The sequence below is a fragment of the Dickeya sp. Secpp 1600 genome (assembly GCF_003049805.1).
GTDB lineage: Bacteria > Pseudomonadota > Gammaproteobacteria > Enterobacterales > Enterobacteriaceae > Dickeya > Dickeya fangzhongdai.
Window position 1 is genome coordinate 3,563,177 of sequence record NZ_CP023484.1, and the last position, 20,632, is coordinate 3,583,808.

Here is a 20,632-nt window from a genome sequence, read left to right on the forward strand (position 1 = left end):
TCAATCGCCACTACAAGTACATTCCTACCGGCAAGCCGGTCTATATGCCATGTTTTAGGTTCTAGGGAAGAAAGAAGGTGACGACGTTAATGGCAGCATCAGGTTTTCAAGATCGATTACGCCGCCATCATTTACTTTTAATTCGCGCAGAATGGGCATGGCATTTTGATGGGACACAAAAGCGAAGATCGCGTCTAACGTGATATTCATCACTTCGCCTGTACAATCTGTGTGCTGATAACTACCCAATAGTGGATCCCATCCGCATCACTTTCTAATAACCTAAAAAATAAAAAATTCTGGTCGGGGAAAAATCCGTCAAAAAAACAACCACACATCAGACAAATCTTATAAATTCATCTGATTGTAATAACCTTTAGCAAATTTTCACTTATTCTTCAGCTAGCTTCCCTGTGGTTAGTACAGTGAATTTGCCCACATTAACTGAGACATTACGCTTTAAACACCCGCCCCCGATGCCATTCAACAAACTGCTCCAATGGGTAATACTCCCGTTTTTTGGGCATAAAAAGCGGTTTTCCCTCAAAGTCCCAGAACAGGCGTTCAACAATCTTGCTGCCGTTAACACCCTCAGAAACCATCAATTTCATTTCGTCATTAATACCGATAACACCAATATCAAACGCGGAATGGTGTACCGAGCATAAGGCTAGCCCATTGGTCACGGTACAAGGGCCACCGCATTGTTTCCATTTGATGTGCGCGGCTTCCAGGCCAACATGTGTCGTATCGTGGCGTAAATCATAGCCGCATACCGCACAACGGTATTGATACGCACGTAACACCGTCTGACGAAAATGGGGATCACGGGATTTTCTGACATCCTCTATCGGCAGTTCCAATCGATTGGCAATCACTTCCTGCACACTCTCAGGAAAGTGTTCGCTCAAAATCTGCTGGGCCAATCTCTCAATGAATCGTGGCTGTTTTTTTAATAGTTGATAGCTGGCTTCATCAAACCCGCCCATGACATCATGTTGAATAAGTTCACGATTGGGCGGCTCTTTACTACCTTTCTGCGGTGAGCAGCGATCATCGTTCTGTAATTCCCAAAAACCATCACCTCGCAGTCGCCAAAATGGCATCTCAGGGTAATGAGTCCGCCGCTGTGGCCCAAAGCTGTTCAGCAGTGTCAGGAGGTGAGGACGAATTTCATTGCCGTAGTGAAATAAACGCGGATGCCCTTGCTGATAGGCTGACAGCACATAAAGCAGCAACAGCGGCTTATGTGGCGCACGCTGGTCGCCTTTACGCCACATAGACATGTTGGTGATTGCTGTTTGAAGAGCCTGAACAGATGACATACTCAAGACTGATGAAAAGAGAGATTTATTGCGATAATGCTCGCAAAATCAGTGAGGCTCAAGTGTCTTATTAATAGCAGCCCAGCTTATCAGGCTCAGCTTCTGTTCACCTTTACACTGTGCAGTCTGAGTATCTGATTGTGACCCTGACTAAATCACCACAGGTTTAGAGACACCTCAACGTCATTTTGGAGTTTAAATCCAGAGGGAATAAATTTGCACCTAATTTATCCCCCTTCCCCACATCTACCGGATGCCACTAAATACACTGATAAGGCTTACGTTCTGCATCACGTTTCTGGATGACCTTAATAAGTCCTGCGGCGGCTCATTCAGCACAGGTGCCAACCGAATCAGTCAGTGACCAGGTATTCGGCTGACCGATATAGGCCCTCAACGCATCAAGGAAAACCGTTACGCGGGCTGGCGGATTTCTCAGTGCGCGTAATGCGTAAATACCCGTCGATGCCTGTGGTTGCAGGCACAACGCCGGGAACAGCTGTGTCAGAAGACCCGCTTTGATATCCGGACCAACCACCCAGTCCGGTAGCCAGGCGATACCGATCCCCGCCACTGCCGCCAGTCGCATGGCGTCAAAATCATCACAACCGAACATCGGGGGAAAGCCGGCTGCGCGTACCGGCTGCCCCAGCACACCGGCCCAGTTCAGCAGGTCAGAACCGTGAAGTTTATCGATCAGGCGATGCGTCGAAATCTCCTCTGGCGTGGCGGGTACTCCCGCCTTTGCCAGATACGCCGGGCTGGCGCACAGCACCCGGGTCTGTGTACCGATGCGACTGCCTATCAGGGTGCTGTCGGCCATATCACCGATGCGGATAACCAGATCCAGCCGCTCAGCAACCGGGTCTGCCAGCCGTTCCGTCAAATCCAGTTCCAGCCTTAAATCAGGATGCTGCTGCGTCAGTTGCGCCATGACGGGAAGTACGTAGCGTTTGCCGAATGTCGGATAGCACGCCACCCGCAAAATGCCCGTAACGGCGCCTTTCATCGAGGCCAGCTCCTGCTGTGCGTCCGCCAGTGAATCCAGTATTTGTCTTGCCCGGATCAGCAACGCTTCGCCGGCATCCGTCAGCGTAAGATGTCGGGTTGAGCGCAGAAACAACGGCGTATCAAGATGCGCCTCAAGCGCATCAATCTGGCGGCCGATCGAGGAAGGGGTGCGTCCACGACGACGACCGGCTCCAGAAAAACTGTTCTCGCGCGCGACATCAACAAAAACGCTCAGGAACTCGGCGAATTTCTCTGACTGCATCTGTGCATTTCCTGCATAGCTGTTGTGGGGAGAAGCCATCTTATCAGTCAGTTCCCCCAATCTTAATATTCTTCCCACAGCAAGTTCACCTACAGACATCATTGAACCGGGAAAGAAAATATGAAAACCACCACCTATGATCCGCTCTACCTATTTATTAATGGCGACTGGCTGGAAGCCGGCAACCGCGATACCGCCTCCGTCATTAATCCGGCTACGGGGGATGCGCTGGGGCGACTGCCGCTGGCCACCACGGCTGATTTGAATAACGCACTGGATAGCGCCCAAGAGGGATTTGAAGTATGGCGTCGCACAGTACCGGCCGAACGTGCGCAAATAATGAAAGATGCTGCGGCATTGATGCGCGAACGTGCGGAACACATTGCCACCCAGATGACCCAGGAAGAAGGCAAGCCGCTGTCGGAAAGCCGTGATGAAGTGTTGCGCGCGGCCGATTACTTTGAATGGTTTGCAGAAGAAGCCCGCCGTATCGACGGTCGCGTGGTACCGGCGAATCGCCCCGGCGTGCAGCAACTGGTTAAAAGACAGGCCATTGGCCCTGTAGCCGCGTTTACCCCCTGGAATTTCCCGGCGATAACGCCGGCCCGAAAACTCTCTGCGGCGCTGGCGGCAGGCTGCAGCGTCATTCTGAAGCCCGGCGAGGAAAGCCCGGCAACCGCCCTGGCGCTGGCCCGTTGCCTTGATGACGCGGGCCTTCCCAAAGGGGTTCTGCAGGTCGTATTCGGTGTACCAGATAAGGTCTCATCCCAGCTCATTGCCTCTTCGATCATCCGCAAAGTCGCCTTCACCGGCTCGGTACCTGTGGGCCGTTTGCTGTCCGAGCGGGCGGCGGCGGGTGTGAAGCCGATTACCCTGGAACTCGGCGGACATGGCCCGGTGCTGGTCTTTGACGATGCCGATATCGACGCTGCCGCGGATGGCGGGGCCGCCAACCGGTTCCGTGGAACCGGGCAGATCTGTATATCCTCAACCCGCTTTTTAATCCAGCGCGCATCCTATGATCGCTTCGCCGAGCGCTTTGTTAGCGCAACGGAGAAACTGATTATCGGTGACGGCATGGACGCCAAAACGCAGGTCGGCCCACTGGCCAATCAGCGCCAGTTGGAAAAGATGGAATCGCTGGTTGCTGATGCGGTGGAACGGGGCGCGAAGGTACTGACAGGTGGGAAGCGTATTGATCGCCCCGGCTTTTTCTTTGAGCCAACGGTGCTCGACAACGTCCCGATGAACGCCCGCATCCTGCATGAAGAGCCGTTTGGCCCAATCGCGGTCCTGATGCCGTTCGATACCCTGACAGATGGTCTGGCGGAGGCGAATCGCCTGCCCTATGCCCTGTCTGCCTATGCCTTTACCCGTGACGCACGCACCGCAATGGATGTGGGGGACGGCCTGGAAGCCGGCATGATCGGCATCAATCAGTACCGCATCATCGCGACGGAACTGCCCTTTGGGGGAATGAAGGAAAGCGGTCATGGCTCTGAAGGGGGCACCGAAGGGATTGGACACTATCTGACCAACAAATTCATCAGCCAGATTTGATGCATAACCTGACCCGAATCACCAAAGATAAGGAACACACCATGAAAGCGATTGATTTTACCCGTCCCCGCGCTGCCGCCCGGCCCTTCACTCCCGAGCTGTCTGATTTTGTCGAACAGCCGCTGTACTCTCAGGTCTGGACTAACCCGGCATTGGCTCCCCGCGATCGCAGTTTGATCACCATCGCCTGCCTGATCGCCCTGAATCATGCGAACGAACTGCCCGCCCATTTACGTCGGGGTATTGAAAATGGGCTGACCCGGGAAGAACTCAGCGCGGTCATCACCCATCTGGCTTTCTACGCAGGCTTTCCTGCCGCCATCACCGCATCGGCAGTCGCGAACGCAACATTCAGCGAGGACGGCGCAGCCTGAACATACCCTGCCGGTATATCCATTTATGCCGGCATCCCGTTTTAAACCAATTTTTTCACAGGAAACAGCCATGAAAGCAATCATTTTTGACCAGTTTGGAGCACCTGATGTGCTCAAACTCCGTGAGGTTCCGGAACCCGAAATTCGTCCCAATGACCTGCTGGTACGGACACGTGCCGCTGGCGTTAATCGTGCCGATTTGACGCATCGTAAAGGCGGATATGGACGTCCGGATTTTGGCGACTCAACCATCATGGGTCTCGAAATCGCCGGTGATGTCATTGCGGTAGGGGATCAGGTTAAGGGGTATGCCATCGGCGACCGAGTGATGGGGATCGTCGGTGGCGGTGCGTATGCCGAGGTTTCCCGCATTGATTACCGTATGGCGATGCCCATCCCGGCAAGTCTTGATTATATTCATGCAGCCGCCATTACCGAGACCTTTGTTACCGCACATGAAGCGTTAATCCATCTTGGTAAACTGAAAGCGGGTGAAACCGTCCTCATTCATGCCGGCGCCGGCGGCGTTGGCGGTGCTGCGGTGCAACTGGCTCATGCGGTCGGTGCAACGGTCATCACCACCGCCCAGGAGACGGCGCACGCGCTTGTCCATCGCATGGGGGCGGACCATGCCATCGATTACGTTAAAGAGGATTTTGCCAACGTCGTTTCCGATCTGACCGATAACCGCGGCGTGGATCTCATCCTTGATTTTATTGGTGCCTCCTACCTGGAACGTAATGTGAATTCACTCAATTTCGGTGGACGTCTGATACAGATTGGCATTATGGGAGGCATTGAAAACGCGAAACTGCCGCTGGATCGTGTTCTTTATCGTCACTTGCAGATCATCGGAACGGTCATGAAATCGCGTTCCCAGGATGTGAAGCATGAGATGTCCCGGCGGTTCAGAGAGCGCTGGCTGTCTCATTTCGGCAAAGATGGGTTGTCACCGGTTATTGATAGCGTATTCCCTCTGGCAGAGGCCAGTGTTGCTCATCAGCGCATGGAGGATGGCCTTAACGTCGGGAAAATCGTATTAACGGCCTGACGCTGAGCCACCGCCTGATCCAGGTTGATATCTGCTATGCCCGGTCTAGACCGGGCGTTTTAGGCTGATACAGGCATGGTCGCCCCCTCGTATAAGATAGCGTTTCTCCGCCACGATTCTGCTCCAGCCGTAACCGGTATTCCGCCACATGATGATTCCCCGAGCGCGCGATCTTGACCAATGACAAGGCGGTACGGACGTTAGCCTCTTTATAATCAGGCCCGTTTGTCTTCTCACTGGTGTGAAAGTATGGCTTATCAACTTAACCTTAACTGGCCCGAATTTTTAGAAAAATACTGGCAAAAACAACCTGTTGTATTAAAAAATGCGTTCCCGAACTTCGTCGACCCCATTACGCCGGATGAACTGGCGGGACTGGCGATGGAGCCGGAGGTGGACAGCCGCATCGTCAGCCATGTTAATGGACAGTGGCAAGCGTGGAACGGGCCGTTTGAGCAGTTCGATCATTTAGGGGAAACCGACTGGTCGCTGTTAGCCCAGGCGGTTAATCACTGGCATGCCCCGTCTGCCGAGCTGGTGCGTCCGTTTCGCGTGCTGCCGGACTGGCGTTTAGACGACCTGATGATCTCCTTTTCCGTACCGGGCGGCGGCGTCGGACCGCATATCGACCAGTACGACGTGTTTATCATTCAGGGGATGGGCCGCCGCCGCTGGCGCGTTGGCGATAAGCTGCCGATGCGGCAGTTCTGCCCGCATCCGGCGCTGCTGCACGTTGATCCTTTCACGCCGATCATCGATGAAGAGCTTGAAGCGGGCGACATTTTATATATTCCGCCGGGCTTCCCGCACGACGGCTTCACCTTTGAAACCACGCTCAATTACTCGGTCGGCTTCCGCGGGCCAAACGGCAGGGATTTAATCAGCAGTTTTGCCGACTATGCGCTGGAAAACGATCTCGGCGGCGAGCACTACAGCGACCCTGATTTAACCTGCCGGGAACATCCAGGCCGGGTGGAGGCGTATGAGCTCGACCGCCTGCGCGCGATGATGATCGACATGCTCAATCAGCCGGAAGACTTTAAACAGTGGTTCGGTCGCTTCGTGACGACGCCGCGCCACGAGCTGGATATCGCCCCCGCAGAGCCGCCCTATGAGCCGGATGAGATTGCCGACGCCCTGATGTCCGGCGAAATCCTGACCCGCTTAAGCGGACTGCGGGTGCTGCATATCGGCGACAGTTTTTTCATCAACAGCGAAAGGCTGGAAACGGTCGCCCCGGAAGCCGCCGATGCGCTGTGCCGTTACACCACTCTCGGGAAAAAGGAACTCGGCGAGGCGCTGCGCAATCCGGCTTTCGTTGCGGAACTGACCGAGCTGGTTAATCAAGGCTACTGGTTCTTCGACGAATAGTTCTTCGAGACAAATGGTTCGTCGAGACAAATGGTTCTTTGAGACAAACGGTTTTTCGAGAAAAATAGCTCGCTGATAAAAATAGTGCGATGAGATGAAAAGAGCGGCGGTAATGTGCTCTGTCTGCTAGCCTAAAGTTTGAACAGAAAAAACCGATACCATAAAAAAGCTGGCGCATATGCCGCCAGCTCATCGGTGTACTGATGAGCAGGGAATTCCCCCTTGCATATCGGGCCTCTTCAAACGCAGAAACAGGATAACCAAGATGGATGTTTCACAGATCGCATCACTTTCCACCGGTCTTAGCAACATGCAACTGAGCAGCGAGATCAGTACGAGTGTTCTGAAGAAATCACTGGATAATCAGAAGGATACGGTAGCCAGTCTCATTCAGTCCATTCCGCAGTTGCCCGCTAATCCGGCAATCGGCCGCAACATCAACACCACGGCATAATCGCTTCCATCGTGGTTTGACGAACACGTCGTGGTTTGGCAAACACATCGTCGTTTGCCAAACCAGTCGCGGTGTTGCAGACAAATAGCAGCTACTCAACTAGCTGCTATTCATTTATTTGATTCACATGATTATTTCCCGAAAATAATCCGCTTTCTGATGGCTACAGTGACACGAGAACACATCCTTTTGTCAAAGGCCAACGGCCTTGCGTGACATCCCCACCAGCATATCGCGCGCTTTGATCTTGCGGGCGAAAAATGGCGCCCGGAATTGACCGAACGGTAGCGAAGTCAGACCGTCGTTGCGGCCAAGCGTGACCACCATGACTTTACCCATGCCTTTACCGGGCTGTACCGGTTTGTAAGGTTTAAGCCTGGCCTCGGACGGCTGATTCGCGGCTATCAACACCTTGATGTTCGCAACAATCGATTTGGCGTGCAGCCCGGCGATAATCGCCAGCCGGTTTTCAGGCAGGTTAGTAATATCACCGGCAGCGAACACCCGGTCATGACCTTCCACACGCAGATAGTGATCGACGTTGATCAGGCCGTTGCGTTGCACCGCTTCAGGCCACGATCTGGCCACAAAATCAGTCACCGGCTTCGCTCCCGCTGCCCAGATGACGATATCGGCCGCGAGCATAAGTCCCGAGTGAGTGACGACCTTACCGTCCACAGGCTGTTCACCGGGCGCAGGCAGCACAACGCGATCGTTGAGCGCAAATTTAAGGCCTTTGTCGCGCAGATCTTTTTCCGCCCATTGGGGAAATTTGTCCGGTGCGTTATTCAGTACCGTCTTACCACTGTGAACCACGGTGATTGCCAGATCGGGAAACGCCTCGCACAGCTCTGCGGCAATCTCGATACCAACCGGCCCGGCCCCCGCCACCACCACGGAGCGTGCCTCCCGCAGGCGTTTGTGCATCGACCGGATTTCGGCGGTGCGGCTTGTACTCAACGGCGCCTGGGCCTTGATAAGCGGATCGATATACGCTGACCCGGTGGCGATCACCGCATAATCGAATGACACCGCGCCTTCGCTGCCATCCGCCAGCGCCACGTGCGCGTTGTGGTCGGTCAACCCCACCGCTTTACCCTGTATGAACCGCACCGTGCCGATGAAGCTGTCATAAGGGATTTGCGCCGGCAGACTGTCAGGATCGACCAGCAAACGCGGGACCGCCATCGGCACTTCCCAATAGGTTTTGGGATCAACGAGGGTCACGTTCGCCGCATCGCGCAGTTGATAAGCGATCTGGTGCCCTGCCGCCCCACCGCCAATAACAAGGACAGATTTCTTTTGCATACAGACAGTTCCTTTTAAATGACGTTATGACCACCGCGCTTCGCGGCGGTTAAGCGCGGCGAACGCCGGGCTGTGTTGCAGTTGGTTGATCGTACGTTCGCCTTCGGCGAGCGCCTCGATACAGGTGTGAACTGAATACGCGCCCATCACGAGCGGATGTGGATGTTTGGCCGCTGAACCGATGACCAGCTCGACCTCGTCCTCGGCCATCATCCCGATTGCCTCATTACCTTGCGCGAACACCGCCAGTTCGCGCTCAAGCACCGTACCACCGACATGCAGCTTGCCGCTGTTCAGCGCCAGCCACGCCGTATCGTGATCGGCGGCGGGTTGGTAGGTCCAGCGTTCGCCGTCCGCCAGTCGGACATGAAGGTAGGTGATGGACACGGGCAGCGGAATCGGGCTGACTTTGTCGCCATAGCGACCAAGCAGGATGCGCGCCGGCCCGTCGCGCGCGATCTGTTCCGGTTCCAGATACAGGCTCTGCGCAGGCGCAAGCTCAAGCGATGGCGGCAGCGCAATCCAGAGCTGATATCCACGCATCATGTGGTCTGGCGCAGGCTCGCCGGCGTGCCACACCCCGCTTCCGGCGCGCATCCACTCGACCGATCCCGCGGTCATCGCCCCCTGTTTTCCGGTGGTATCGCCATAGGTCATGCTGCCTTCGAGGAAAGTGGTGAGCGTTGCAATACCCGAATGCGGATGCGGTCTGAAACCCGTGCCGGTTGAGGGTACAGACTCGAACAGATCCAGAAAAACGAACGGTTTGGCCCACTGCCCCAGATCGCCCGGTGACATCAGCCGGGTGAGAGGACCAAGGCGTTGACCCGAAGTGCGGTGAACGATGGGGCGCGTTGTCGCAGAGAAAGCCTGATGATGTGCCATAAGCGATACCTTTTTTGCAGCGAAGAACCGTCTTTTGCAGCGGAAAGCAATTTTTTGAAACGGGAAGCGAGATCGGGCGGTGCCGATAGTCATCAACAGCAGGCCGGCACCGTGCAACATCGCTCCCTCCGGGCGGTAAGTCAGGCGATGAGCGCGTCGATTTCCGCTCTGGCCCTGGCAATCGCCGCGGTTTTTGCTTCATCGCCGAGCGCCAGACCTTCCGCACGAATAATGGTGATATCGGTCAGACCGATGAAATTGAGCGCGGCCGTCAGATAGGGTTCCTGATGATCGAATTGAGCCGCCGGGCTGGCGCCGCTGTAGATGCCGCCGCGCGCCGAGGCGATGAAAACCTTCTTGCCGGCCGGCAGCAGTCCTTCCGGCCCGTTTTCGGTGTAGCGGAAGGTACGCCCGGCGACCAGAACGCGGTCGATCCAACCTTTGAGCTGGGAGGGGACCGAGAAATTGTACATCGGCGCACCGATGACGATGACGTCGGCGGCGAACAGTTCGTTGATGTAAGCGCCGCCGAGGACGATATCTTGACCAAGCGCCGGGGAGCCCGGCGTACCGCCCTGAAAAACGGCGAGATGGTCGGGGGACAGATGTAATGCCGCGTCAGCGACGAGATCCCGACGAATAACGGTTTTCCCCGGATGAATGTCGCGTTGTCTGGCCACAATGTCGGCTGACAGCGCGCGGCTCACGGAATGGCTGTCGAGAATGCTGGAATCAATATGCAGAATGCTCACAGGTAGATCTCCTGAACAAGGCCGGAACAGGCCGGCGTATGGATGACGACTGGAGTATTTCACCCTGCAAATAATCTGAATAGACGTTATATTATTATATATACCATCTCCATATCAGATACATCAGGATTCCCTATGCTCGATGGCGTGTCGCTGGATCAATTACGAACATTCATTGCTGCGGTTGATGAAGGAAGCTTCTCGGCGGCGGCGCGTCGGCTCAGGCGTGCGCAGTCCGCCATCAGCGAGCTGGTGCGCGGTCTGGAAGAGCAGCTTGATGTTACGCTTTTTGATCGCAGCGGCCGCTACCCGAGGCTGACGCCGGCGGGGACGGCGTTACTGTCCAACGCCCGCAATATCGTCGCCGGCGTTGACGCCATGAAATCACGCGCCAAAGGCATGGCCGCCGGGCTGGAGCCTGAACTGACCGTCGTGGTCGACGTCTTCTTCCCGATTGACGTGCTGACTGACGCGGCCAAAGCGTTCCGTGAACAGTTTCCCGACGTGCCATTACGCGTCTATGTTGAAGCGCTGGGAGCGGCGTATCAGCCGGTACTGGACAGGCACGCCAGCGTCGGCATCGTCGGTTTTCTTCCGGTGACGCCGCCGGGCATCGTCACCGAACCCTTAGCCCACATCGCCTTCGCTATGGTCGCCGCCGCGGACCACCCGCTCGCCGCGTTGCAGGGGCCGATCCCCAGACAGGAACTCGCCAACCATGTCCAACTGGTACTGACCGATCGCTCTGAGCACTCCAAAGGGCGAGAGTTTGGCGTCATGTCCCCCAAAACCTGGCGGCTGGCGGACCTGTTTGCCAAACATGCTTTTTTGCTCAATGGGTTGGGATGGGGCGGCATGCCGATGCATACCATCCAGTCGGACCTTGAGAGCGGCCGCCTTGTAAAGCTTATCATTGAGGATGAACCGGTCAACGAGCCGTCCATGCTGATGTCGGCCGTGTACCGCATTGATAACCCGCCGGGCCCCGCAGGCCGCTGGCTTATCGAACGCATGACCGCCTGTTCCCGCCATCGCCCGGTCTGAACGCACGGGTTTAGCGCACCTAACGACAGGGCAGCATACGCCCGGCCTTACCCTGATCGGCTGGCGACAACGCCAGCCGCGATGTGCCGCAAAATGCTACTGACTCAACCGATGCGCAATCAAGCGCAGTTCTTCGGCGATTTGCTGTAAATCGCGCTGTTCATCAATGCGAGGACCGGTGGAATTACGGATCACCAGCCTGGCCGGCAGGATGGACGACGACCGCTGCATGTCGCTGTCGTTGGCGTTCAGCAGACGGTGCACCGCTTCCTTGCCCTGCAGGTCGAGGTCCAGCGAGACGGTGGTCAGCGCCGGATGGAAAAACGAACTTTCATACGTGCCGTCGTAACCAATCACCGATTTCTGGCCGGGGATGGTCAGCTGATTCTGATGAAAAGCGCTCAAGACGCCGAGCGCCATTTGATCGTTGGCGACCAGCACCGCGCTGAACTGCGGCGTTTCGCGCAGCATCTGCAGTGCGCCGGCGTAGCCGCTTTGCGCATCCCAATTGCCGTGAATCACCGTTGTCGGCGTCAGGCCGTACCCATCCAGGGTTTCCAGCCAGTTTTTCAGTCGCAAGCGCGCCGAAACCGAACCGGCCGGCCCCGCCAGTAAAGCAAAGTCGCGGTGCCCCAGTTCATACAGATACTTCACGCTGGCCCGCGTGCCGTCCGCCGGATTAAACGACACGTTGAATACCGAACTGTAAGGGTCAACATCCAGAAACAAGCAGAGAATATCGTCATTGTCGGCGGCGATGTGCTCTGCTTCTTCCGTCTCCAGCGGCACGTTGATGATAACCTTATCAACCCGCTGTGACTTGAGTTCATTGATAGAATCCTGAATGCTATGATTGACGTTCTCATCAATCATGGAAATCAGCACCTGATAGCTTTCCATATTCGCATATCTTTTCACCGCCGCCGCTACCTGCGAAGGCGCGTGCAAGGCCAGCGACGTGGTCACCAGCCCTATCGTCATGCTCTGTTTACCCACCAGTTGCTGGGCCAGCCGGTTGGGAACATAACGCAACAGCTCGATGGACTGCTCTACCTTGCGGCGCGTGGACTCGGAGACATTCGCAGATTTGTTCAACACCCGCGATACCGTCTGATAAGAAACACCCGCGTGGCGGGCAACATCTTCTAACGTAGCGCTTTTCGACTTCATGGTCAGGTTTCCCATCATGGTTTTACCGGGATTGTAGCAGTTGGCCCGGCGAAAAAACCATGTTCTGAACCCCACTCAGGCCAAATTACATGCAAGTATTACGTTCACATATCAAAAACCCGTGACACGCATCACCAATCATTACAAAACAAAATGATTTATTTGCATTAAATCACAATAAAACAACGAATCCGTTGCTCGTATTTACGCTTAGGCATTTTATTGAACGCGTAATGTGAACGTAATACATAACAACAAGAGGCCACCATGAACACCAAACTCCTTACTCTCTCTACCGCACTCACCGCCATACTGACCTCTCCGGCATTGCTGGCAGCAGAGGCCACCACCGTCCCCATTGATTTTCACGGCTATCTGCGCGGCGGCGTGGGGGTGTCCAATGATGGCGGCATGTCGCAATGGCAAAAAAACAAAGTGGGCCGTCTGGGTAACGAAAACGATACCTACGGCGAAGTGGAACTGGGCTCGGAGGTGTACAAGAAAAACGACGTCAGTTTCTACGTCGACAGCATGGTCAGCATGGTGTCGGATGGCTCCAACGATAACGAAACCACCATCGGCGATGACGCCCAGTTCGGCCTGCGCCAGTTGAACCTGCAAATCAAGGGGCTGGTCCCCGGCGACCCTAACGCCGTGATCTGGGGCGGTAAACGCTACTATCAGCGTCACGACCTGCACATTATCGATACCAAATATTGGAATATCTCCGGTTCCGGCGCCGGGATCGAAAACTATACGCTCGGCCCCGGCGCGCTTTCGGTCGCCTGGATCCGCGGCGACGCCAACGCGGTTGACGACCGCATCAACGGCAACAGCAACGTCAACATCAACTATGCCGATATTCGCTATGCCGGGCTGAAACCCTGGAAAGGCGCCTGGACGGAATTCGGCATCGACTACGCCATGCCGAACACCACCAAAAAACAGAAAGACTTCGGCGGCCTGTATGACGCGGACAACGGCGTAATGCTGACCGGCGAAATCAGTCAGGACATGCTGGGCGGCTATAACAAAGTGGTGCTGCAGTACGCCAACAAAGGGCTGGCGCAAAACATGGTGTCGCAGGGCGGCGGCTGGTACGACATGTGGAATCAGGTCAACAGCGCCACCGGTTATCGCGCCATCAACACCGGCCTGATCCCGCTCACCAGTCGGTTATCGTTCAACCACGTGTTGACCTGGGGTTCGGCTAACCACATCAACGAAGCGACCGACACCACCCGGCTGCTGTCGCTGGTAGGACGCCTGCAATATCAGTTTACCGATTATGTGCGCGGCATTGGCGAAGTGGGCGCCTTCACCCAGAAAGACAACTTCAAAAACGGCACCTCGTTTAAACAAAGCGGTGAGAAATACACACTGGCGCTGGCGCTGGCGGCAGGCCCGGCATTTATGTCGCGCCCGGAATTGCGCCTCTACACCTCTTATCTGAACGACAGTCAGGACGGCAAACCGTTCAAAGACGGCACCGCCAATAACACCTGGAACGTTGGCGTACAGGTGGAAGCCTGGTGGTAATACCTGGTGCTAATCGCCACAGATATTGCGTTTCTCCGGACGTTTATTTTCATCATTGTTTTTCTTCATCATTATTGCTTTCCCTGTTTAATTACGATATCGCTGTAATCGTTTTGAGGATAATCGCCGGGTTATCCTCTTTTTTATTTATACCCGTCATACTTCAAGTTGCAGGTGCGTTGGCTGTCCTCGCTCACCCCAGTCACTTACTTATGTAAGCTCCTGGGGATTCACTCGGTTGCCGCGTTACAAGGCTCATTCTGAGCCTTGCCCTAAAGGGCCAACGCGTTGCGTTGTTCAACACGCCAGCGTGTTGTCCCGCAACTCGAATTATTTTGGGTATATCCGTATATTTCGTATTTATTATCTGACTCAATTTAATGGCTTTTATTGACGGTGCGGCTATTCCGGCCGGGAGAAATGTTCCTCCAGTAATTTACGTAAGGCATCCGACTGCTTACCGAATATGGCATGAACCTGTTGCCCAAGAATAATGACGCCCAACGCGCCTTCCTGTTGTAATCCTTGTGAATCAACCAGACTCAGGTTTTTTACCGTCACACGCAGCCGGGTAATACAGGCATCGACCTGCTCGATATTATCCCGCCCGCCAAATAACCGCAGCAGACGCTGAATCTGCTGTTTATCGTCGTCGCTTAATTCCGGCGTCGGTTTCGGATGCGAAAAATAACGCATAACAGAATGCAGACTGACCATGAGCATACTCCTCTGAAGGTATCGTACGGTACGCGGCGACGCCCGCCGGCGTGGCGGTTCATCGCCCAGAAGAAAGCGCCCATGCCGGCAGCGGCGATGGGCGCAGGCTGAACGCCGTCAGACCAGACGGCGACGAATCACCCGGCAATCCCAGGCGGAAAGGACAACATCCACCAGCGGCAACCCGGTCAGCATATCGCTATACCCGGCGGGCAACTGGATAGGCTGCGGCAACGCGCTGTAGTTTTCGATGAAGATAAACTCTTCGTCGCCGTTGGTACGGCGATGGGCCGTCACCGCCGGCGGCAGCGGGATATCCAGCGCCCGCGGCAGAGCCAGCTCACGCATGATGGCGGCAAAGAAATCGCGCTGGAACGCCAGATCGTTACGCGAGGTCACATACCAGGCTTTCCCTGCGCCGACGTGATTTACCGTCACCGCCGGCCGGCCGGCATAGAAATCGTCGCAGTAGCTGGCGAGCGCCGTCGCGCCTTCAAGGTGGATCAACTCGCACAGGTGGCGCGCCTGATACGGCCCTTTCAGCCCGATATCATTGTCCGCCAGCCCCAACACCCGGTTATATTCGCCGTCGGCCAGACAGTCGATCTCTTCTGACCAGATGCCCAGCACCGGGCGCAACGGGCCGGGGAATCCGCCCTGATAACACAGGTCGCTTTCGTTAACGATGCCGCTCCAGTAGGTCACCACCACGTGCCCGCCCTGCCGCACAAACTGCTCGACGCGCTCGGCAAACCCCGGCCGCACCATGTACAGCATCGGCGCAATCAACAGCCGGTAGCCGCTGAAATCGCAGTCGGCGTTGATGACATCGACGGCGATCCCCTGCTCCCAGAACGGGCGGTAGTGTTCCGCCACCGTTTTTTCGTACTCCAACCCGGCATTGCGCGGCCCCTGCGCATCATCCATCGCCCAGCGGCTTTCCCAGTCAAACAGGATCGCTACCTGCGCCTCTACCCGGCTGCCCGCCACCGCATCCAGCTGCGACAAAATCTGGCCGAGCTGCGCCACTTCGCGGCCGACGCGGGTATCGATATGGCCGACATGATCCACCACCGCGCCGTGGAATTTCTCCACCGAGCCGCGGCTCTTGCGCCACTGGAAGTACTGCACCGCATCCGCGCCATGGGCCACCGCCTGCAGCGAGGAAAGAATATGCATACCCGGCTTCTTGAGCTTGCTGAGCGGCTGCCAGTTGGTGACGCTGGGGGTCGATTCCATCAACACAAACGGCTTGCCCTGCTTCAGCGAACGCATCAGATCGTGAAACAGGGCGATATAACAGGCCAGCGTGGCGTCGTCCTTGTCCCGGTGCCACATCGGGTAGCTGTCCCAGGAGATGAAGTCCAGCACGCGCGACAGCTGCCAGTAGTCGTAATCGTAAAAGTACTCCATGAAGTTGGTGGTCGCCGGGATAGCCGGGTTCACCCGCTTCAACGGGGCGATTTCCTGCGCGCAGAAATCGGTCGCCTGCGCGGTATTAAAGCGTCGCCAGTCAAGGTTCAACCCGTGAATGGACACTTCGCCCTGCGGCGCCGGCGATTCAATCTGTGACCAGTCGCTGTAGGTATGGCTCCAGAAATCGCTCCACCAGGCGTGATTGAGGTTATCCAGCGTCTGGTAACGCGCCTGCAGCCAGGTGCGAAACGCCTGCTGACAGCGCTCGCAATGGCACTCGCCGCTGTATTCATTGGAAATATGCCAGCCGATCACCGCCGGGTGACGCCCGTAGCGCTCCGCCAGCAATGTATTGATTTTTTGAACCTTATCCCGATAGACCGGCGATGACAGGCAGTGATTGTGACGACCACCGTGCAGCGCCGGCACCCGATCGCGCCCTACGCGCAGCACTTCCGGGTAACGTTGCGACATCCAGGCCGGGCGTGCGCCGCTGGGTGTCGCCAGAAACACCGAAATACCCTGCCGGTATAATTTATCGAGAACCTCATCCAGCCAGTCGAACCGGTACACGCCCTCCTGCGGCTCCAGTTTGGCCCAGCTGAAAATACCGACCGACATTACATTGCATTTTACCTGTTTCATCATGGCGATATCGTCGTCAATAATGCCGGGGTAATTCTCCCATTGCTCCGGATTATAATCAGCGCCATGTAATAACCCATCGACCTTCGGATTCAAAGGCGGAAATCGTTTCATAAAACATCCTTAATACTAAATAGGCAGACGGTATATTCCCGCTATTTCACTATGCAGGCAGGCGGCAACCACATCATTCCCCAACAATAAGCCGGGGCCGCCAACGCGCCTGCACGTGAAATATGACGGGTATTTATTTAAAGACTTTTATCGAAGGCAGCACCTCCCCCTGACAATTAAATAACGCCTGATTTTCACGGGCGTTGCCCAATTTCCAGTGGTCGTTGATGTAATTCATACCGGCTTCAGTGGCCCAGGTATTTCCCGGCGGCGTTATCCAGGTCGGTTCCCAATAGAACACGCCTTTACCGTGCTTTTTCGGTACGTCAATCACGCTTTGCATCAGGTCGCGGATGAAATCGGCCTGCCCTTGTACGGTGGCCGGGTAACCGCCCGCCGTCGCTTCCTTTTCGCTAAAGCTGTTTTCGGCATTATCGCAGTTAGCCAGGGTGTAACCGTAGGCGGCCTCAACCACAATGACGTCCTTGTTGTAGCGCTGGCTGATGTCGTCCATGTTGGCTTTTAACGCGCTGATCGGGCCGTTCCAGTAGGTGTACATCGACAGGCCGATCACATCGAACGGTACGCCGCGTTTGGTGATTTCATCAAACCACCAGCGGAAGGTGTCGTTCTTGGTGCCTTCCGCCAGATGAAGCATGATTTTGACCTGCCCCGGCGAGCTGAGGTTTTCACGCAGGCCGGCGATCGCGGCGTTCAGCAGGCCGGCCAGCCGGTCGAATTCGCCGCCGCCCTGCCCCCAGCTTTTGCCTTCCGGCCACAGGATGCCACCGTTAGCCTCATTGCCGATCTGCACCATATCCGGCAGCACCCCTTCCTTCTTGAAACGGGCGATGGTGTCGCGGGTATAGTCATGAATGGCGACTTTCAGTTGATCGTACGACAGGCTGGCCCAGGCTTTCGGCTTGAACTGCTTGCCGGGGTCGGTCCAGAAGTCGCTGTAGTGGAAATCCAGCAACAGCTTCATACCCTGCGCTTTGGCGCGTTTGGCCAGCGTCAATGTGGTCGCCAGATCGTTATCGCCGCCGCCGTAAGGACGCCCGGCAGCATCGCGGGGGTCAACCCACAAGCGCAGCCGGATGTAGTTAACGCCATTCTTTTTCAGCAGCGCGACCGGGTCGACGCGCACGTGGTTTTCGTCATAAAACACGCCGCCCTGACGCTCCACTTCCAGCAACGTGGAGATATCCGCGCCCTTGATAAAATCGGCCGGGGCATTGCGCAGCGGTTTAATAACGACAGACTCCGCCGCCATGAGCGGCATCGCGCCCAGCGACAGGGAAACAGCCAGTAATGCGGGTATCATCTTTTTCATCGCGATTATCCTTTGGTACTGCCTGAGGTAAGGCCGGAGACAAAATATTTTTGCAGCATCAGGTAAAGCAGCGCGACCGGCACGGCAATCAGCACCGCGCCGGCGGCGTAGGTGGTGTAACTGGCTCCCATTTTCTGCGCCACCAGGTTGTATAAACCGATAGGCAGGGTGTACTTATCCGGGGTGCGCAGGATGGTGCTGGACAGGATGAAATCCCCCAGCGGACCGGTGAAGGAAAACAGCGCCACCACGGCGATGATCGGCTTGGACAAGGGAATAATGATCTCGATGAAAATACGGAAATTGCCCGCCCCGTCCATGCGCGCCGATTCGTCAAGCTCGCGGGGAATCGCGTCCAGATAGCCCTTCATCAAATAGGTGTTCATCGGGATCATGCCGGCGACATAAATCAGCACCAGCGCCAGATGGCTGTTGATCAACCCCAGCAGCTGCGACAGCACAAAAATGGCGATCAGCGCGGAGAACTGCGGGATCATCTGCAACAGCAAAAACAGCATCAGGCCGTTTTGCCGCCCTTTGAAGCGGAAACGCGAAAACGCGTAGGCGGTAAAACTGACGCTTACCAGCGTCAGCACCATGGTCAGGAAGCTGATTTTCATCGAGTTCCAGTACCAGGTCAGGTAATTGACCTGACCGTTGAACAGCTCCTCGTAATGCTGAAAGGACGGATTTTCCGGAATAATCGAGGTGCTCAACAGGCTGTTGCCGGCATTGAGCGACGCCCCGACCGTCCACACCAGCGGATAAATGATCACCACCGACACCGCGATAATCACCAGCCAGGACAGCGCAAGCCGAAGGGCTTTCTCGCGTTTGATACTTTTATGATGCACGCCCTGACGTTCGGCGCTCTGACGATGAATATCCTGACGGTTGATGCCTTGAGTCGTCGCCATCATTCTCCCCTTATGCCATCTCATCGTTCTTGAATGACCGGGTCGCCCGGAATTGCCACAGCGCCAGCCCGACCACGAAAATCGACAGCAGGATGGTGATGGTGGCGGCAATCGCATACTGGGACGACGACATCGTCAGTTTGTAAATCCAGGACACCAGAATGTCGGTGCCCCCGGCATTGGAACCGGCGACGGCGGGTCCGCCGTTGTTGAACAGATAGATGATGTTGAAATTGTTAAAATTGAAGGTGTACTGGGTGATGATGATCGGCGCGATGGAGTACAGCACCAGCGGCAGCGTAATGGTGCGCAGTTGCGTCCAGCGGCTGGCGCCGTCCATCGTGGCCGCTTCGTACAGATCGTCCGGAATGGCCTGCAACACGCCGGTGGTCATGGCGAACACAAACGGGAATCCGAGCCAGGTCTGCATCATGATCAACGCCGTTTTGGTCCAGAACGGATCGGTCAGCCAGGCTTTCGGGCTGATGCCCACAGACGCCAGAATGGCATTATTGATGACGCCGAACGAATCGTTGAACATGCCGGCGAACACCAGAATGGTGACGAACCCCGGCACCGCCCACGGCAGAATGAAAATCGTGCGGATCAGCGGCTTAAAGCGCAGATCTTTCTGGTTAACCAAAATCGCCAGCAACACCCCCACCGTACACTGCAACGTGGTCGCCAGCAGCGTCCAGACCACCGTCCATTGCAACACGTCCAGAAAGGTCGAGCGCCAGATGCTGAGGGTAAAAATGCTGACGAAGTTCTTCATCCCGACCCACTCCACCAGTTTGGCGGGCGGCGTGTGGTACAGGTTGTAATTGGTAAACGCGATGGCGAAACCGAACAGGATCGGGAAAATCACCACGAACACCAGCAGAATGAAGCCCGGGGTAATCATCAGGTAAGGAAAGCCTTCGCTCAGCAGCAGGCGGTACTGCTGCCGCACGCTGTTCAGCGCCAGTCCGTCATCCCGCCGTTTGCCATTACGCCAGGCATCGTTTATCGACAAGGCGTAGATCAGCACGCCAAAGGCGATAATCAGCAGGCTGATGATCCCTTCCGCCAGCAGGAAGATAGAGTTGTCGCGCGGCACCTCTTCCCCCAAGGTGTACACGCCCCACAGGCCGGTACGCAGAAAGTCATGAAACACCCCCAGATAGCTGCCGAGCAGCACCAGAAAAATCATGCCCTTCGCCCACTGGCGATGATAAAACTGCCCGCCGCCGGGCAGCACCGCGCACAACGCCGCTACCCAGGCGTGGCGTCGGGTGCGCTTTTCCCCGGACAGGGGTTCGCCGGAACTGATAATCACACGCTGCTCCTTCTAGTCGCGGGAGGTCGCCCTCCCGCTCGGTGTGGCCTACTGCGTTAACGGATG

At 56.0% G+C, this 20,632-nt stretch carries 19 protein-coding genes; 7 read left to right on the forward strand and 12 right to left on the reverse strand.

Translation table 11 applies throughout. The features are described from left to right. Positions 1–54 precede the first annotated feature (54 nt). The 3 genes from CPA59_RS22920 to CPA59_RS15765 form a co-directional block, all read right to left on the reverse strand. Positions 55–210: a hypothetical protein gene (locus CPA59_RS22920; RefSeq protein WP_157987367.1), complete on the reverse strand. Its 156-nt coding sequence runs from the start codon at positions 208–210 to the stop codon at positions 55–57. Between the two features lie 242 nt (positions 211–452). Beyond that, a complete protein-coding gene (locus CPA59_RS15760; protein WP_107759992.1) occupies positions 453–1,325 on the reverse strand; it encodes a phosphorothioated DNA-binding restriction endonuclease in 873 nt (290 codons plus the stop codon). Between the two features lie 328 nt (positions 1,326–1,653). Continuing rightward, positions 1,654–2,598, reverse strand: coding sequence for a LysR family transcriptional regulator (locus CPA59_RS15765; RefSeq protein WP_107759993.1), 945 nt, complete (start codon positions 2,596–2,598; stop codon positions 1,654–1,656). A 120-nt stretch (positions 2,599–2,718) separates the two neighbouring features. Between CPA59_RS15765 and CPA59_RS15770 the strand changes: the two genes are divergently transcribed. The 5 genes from CPA59_RS15770 (at position 2,719) to CPA59_RS15790 (ending at position 7,408) form a co-directional block, all read left to right on the forward strand. Then, the gene (locus CPA59_RS15770) at positions 2,719–4,158 is read left to right on the forward strand and encodes an NAD-dependent succinate-semialdehyde dehydrogenase (RefSeq protein WP_107759995.1); all 1,440 of its coding nucleotides are present in this window, start codon (positions 2,719–2,721) and stop codon (positions 4,156–4,158) included. 41 nt (positions 4,159–4,199) lie between these two features. After that, positions 4,200–4,532, forward strand: coding sequence for a carboxymuconolactone decarboxylase family protein (locus CPA59_RS15775; protein WP_038667222.1), 333 nt, complete (start codon positions 4,200–4,202; stop codon positions 4,530–4,532). Between the two features lie 70 nt (positions 4,533–4,602). After that, complete coding sequence (locus CPA59_RS15780) at positions 4,603–5,583, forward strand: NAD(P)H-quinone oxidoreductase (protein ID WP_107759997.1); 981 nt, start codon at positions 4,603–4,605, stop codon at positions 5,581–5,583. A 249-nt stretch (positions 5,584–5,832) separates the two neighbouring features. Further along, positions 5,833–6,954 carry a cupin domain-containing protein gene (locus tag CPA59_RS15785; protein WP_038919739.1) on the forward strand — a complete coding sequence of 374 codons (1,122 nt, stop codon included), beginning with the start codon at positions 5,833–5,835 and terminating at the stop codon, positions 6,952–6,954. Positions 6,955–7,219: 265 nt separating this feature from the next. After that, complete coding sequence (locus CPA59_RS15790) at positions 7,220–7,408, forward strand: YjfB family protein (protein WP_033112380.1); 189 nt, start codon at positions 7,220–7,222, stop codon at positions 7,406–7,408. A gap of 192 nt (positions 7,409–7,600) precedes the next feature. Here the strand turns inward: CPA59_RS15790 and CPA59_RS15795 are convergent, their stop codons facing one another. From CPA59_RS15795 to CPA59_RS15805, 3 genes are read right to left on the reverse strand one after another with little or no spacing between them, the layout of a single operon-like run. Beyond that, a complete protein-coding gene (locus CPA59_RS15795; RefSeq protein WP_107759999.1) occupies positions 7,601–8,716 on the reverse strand; it encodes an NAD(P)/FAD-dependent oxidoreductase in 1,116 nt (371 codons plus the stop codon). A gap of 24 nt (positions 8,717–8,740) precedes the next feature. Next, positions 8,741–9,721, reverse strand: coding sequence for a pirin family protein (locus CPA59_RS15800; protein ID WP_255412235.1), 981 nt, complete (start codon positions 9,719–9,721; stop codon positions 8,741–8,743). A 20-nt stretch (positions 9,722–9,741) separates the two neighbouring features. After that, positions 9,742–10,353: an FMN-dependent NADH-azoreductase gene (locus CPA59_RS15805; RefSeq protein WP_107760001.1), complete on the reverse strand. Its 612-nt coding sequence runs from the start codon at positions 10,351–10,353 to the stop codon at positions 9,742–9,744. Between the two features lie 135 nt (positions 10,354–10,488). Between CPA59_RS15805 and CPA59_RS15810 the strand changes: the two genes are divergently transcribed. Then, positions 10,489–11,397 carry a LysR family transcriptional regulator gene (locus CPA59_RS15810; protein ID WP_107760003.1) on the forward strand — a complete coding sequence of 303 codons (909 nt, stop codon included), beginning with the start codon at positions 10,489–10,491 and terminating at the stop codon, positions 11,395–11,397. Between the two features lie 96 nt (positions 11,398–11,493). Here the strand turns inward: CPA59_RS15810 and CPA59_RS15815 are convergent, their stop codons facing one another. Continuing rightward, positions 11,494–12,567, reverse strand: a complete 1,074-nt coding sequence (locus tag CPA59_RS15815) for a LacI family DNA-binding transcriptional regulator (protein ID WP_100850483.1) — start codon at positions 12,565–12,567, stop codon at positions 11,494–11,496. Positions 12,568–12,834: 267 nt separating this feature from the next. Here CPA59_RS15815 and CPA59_RS15820 point away from each other — a divergent pair, with 267 nt between their 5' ends. Continuing rightward, positions 12,835–14,106 (forward strand): maltoporin, encoded by a 1,272-nt coding sequence (locus CPA59_RS15820; protein WP_038667196.1) that lies wholly within the window; start codon positions 12,835–12,837, stop codon positions 14,104–14,106. A 402-nt stretch (positions 14,107–14,508) separates the two neighbouring features. Here CPA59_RS15820 and CPA59_RS15825 read toward each other — a convergent pair whose 3' ends face one another. The 5 genes from CPA59_RS15825 to CPA59_RS15845 form a co-directional block, all read right to left on the reverse strand. Further along, a complete protein-coding gene (locus CPA59_RS15825; protein WP_039691037.1) occupies positions 14,509–14,823 on the reverse strand; it encodes a PTS transporter subunit EIIB in 315 nt (104 codons plus the stop codon). Between the two features lie 117 nt (positions 14,824–14,940). Continuing rightward, on the reverse strand, positions 14,941–16,998 hold the full coding sequence (locus CPA59_RS15830) for a beta-galactosidase (protein WP_107760005.1): 2,058 nt from the start codon (positions 16,996–16,998) through the stop codon (positions 14,941–14,943). 133 nt (positions 16,999–17,131) lie between these two features. Continuing rightward, positions 17,132–18,331 carry an arabinogalactan endo-beta-1,4-galactanase gene (locus CPA59_RS15835; protein ID WP_049853667.1) on the reverse strand — a complete coding sequence of 400 codons (1,200 nt, stop codon included), beginning with the start codon at positions 18,329–18,331 and terminating at the stop codon, positions 17,132–17,134. Between the two features lie 5 nt (positions 18,332–18,336). Then, entirely contained in the window at positions 18,337–19,248 is a 912-nt protein-coding gene (locus tag CPA59_RS15840) for a sugar ABC transporter permease (protein WP_231348809.1), read from the reverse strand. A gap of 10 nt (positions 19,249–19,258) precedes the next feature. Then, positions 19,259–20,566: a carbohydrate ABC transporter permease gene (locus CPA59_RS15845; protein WP_049853666.1), complete on the reverse strand. Its 1,308-nt coding sequence runs from the start codon at positions 20,564–20,566 to the stop codon at positions 19,259–19,261. Positions 20,567–20,632: the final 66 nt, after the last annotated feature.

Excerpts from the sequence above, each read along its gene's own strand:
- CPA59_RS22920 (WP_157987367.1), bottom strand. The coding sequence starts at position 210 with ATGAATATCACGTTAGACGCGATCTTCGCTTTTGTGTCCCATCAAAAT.
- CPA59_RS15760 (WP_107759992.1), bottom strand. The coding sequence starts at position 1,325 with ATGTCATCTGTTCAGGCTCTTCAAACAGCAATCACCAACATGTCTATG.
- CPA59_RS15765 (WP_107759993.1), bottom strand. The coding sequence starts at position 2,598 with ATGCAGTCAGAGAAATTCGCCGAGTTCCTGAGCGTTTTTGTTGATGTC.
- CPA59_RS15770 (WP_107759995.1), top strand. The coding sequence starts at position 2,719 with ATGAAAACCACCACCTATGATCCGCTCTACCTATTTATTAATGGCGAC.
- CPA59_RS15775 (WP_038667222.1), top strand. The coding sequence starts at position 4,200 with ATGAAAGCGATTGATTTTACCCGTCCCCGCGCTGCCGCCCGGCCCTTC.
- CPA59_RS15780 (WP_107759997.1), top strand. The coding sequence starts at position 4,603 with ATGAAAGCAATCATTTTTGACCAGTTTGGAGCACCTGATGTGCTCAAA.
- CPA59_RS15785 (WP_038919739.1), top strand. The coding sequence starts at position 5,833 with ATGGCTTATCAACTTAACCTTAACTGGCCCGAATTTTTAGAAAAATAC.
- CPA59_RS15790 (WP_033112380.1), top strand. The coding sequence starts at position 7,220 with ATGGATGTTTCACAGATCGCATCACTTTCCACCGGTCTTAGCAACATG.
- CPA59_RS15795 (WP_107759999.1), bottom strand. The coding sequence starts at position 8,716 with ATGCAAAAGAAATCTGTCCTTGTTATTGGCGGTGGGGCGGCAGGGCAC.
- CPA59_RS15800 (WP_255412235.1), bottom strand. The coding sequence starts at position 9,721 with ATGTTGCACGGTGCCGGCCTGCTGTTGATGACTATCGGCACCGCCCGA.
- CPA59_RS15810 (WP_107760003.1), top strand. The coding sequence starts at position 10,489 with ATGCTCGATGGCGTGTCGCTGGATCAATTACGAACATTCATTGCTGCG.
- CPA59_RS15815 (WP_100850483.1), bottom strand. The coding sequence starts at position 12,567 with ATGAAGTCGAAAAGCGCTACGTTAGAAGATGTTGCCCGCCACGCGGGT.
- CPA59_RS15820 (WP_038667196.1), top strand. The coding sequence starts at position 12,835 with ATGAACACCAAACTCCTTACTCTCTCTACCGCACTCACCGCCATACTG.
- CPA59_RS15825 (WP_039691037.1), bottom strand. The coding sequence starts at position 14,823 with ATGGTCAGTCTGCATTCTGTTATGCGTTATTTTTCGCATCCGAAACCG.
- CPA59_RS15830 (WP_107760005.1), bottom strand. The coding sequence starts at position 16,998 with ATGAAACGATTTCCGCCTTTGAATCCGAAGGTCGATGGGTTATTACAT.
- CPA59_RS15835 (WP_049853667.1), bottom strand. The coding sequence starts at position 18,331 with ATGAAAAAGATGATACCCGCATTACTGGCTGTTTCCCTGTCGCTGGGC.
- CPA59_RS15840 (WP_231348809.1), bottom strand. The coding sequence starts at position 19,248 with ATGGCGACGACTCAAGGCATCAACCGTCAGGATATTCATCGTCAGAGC.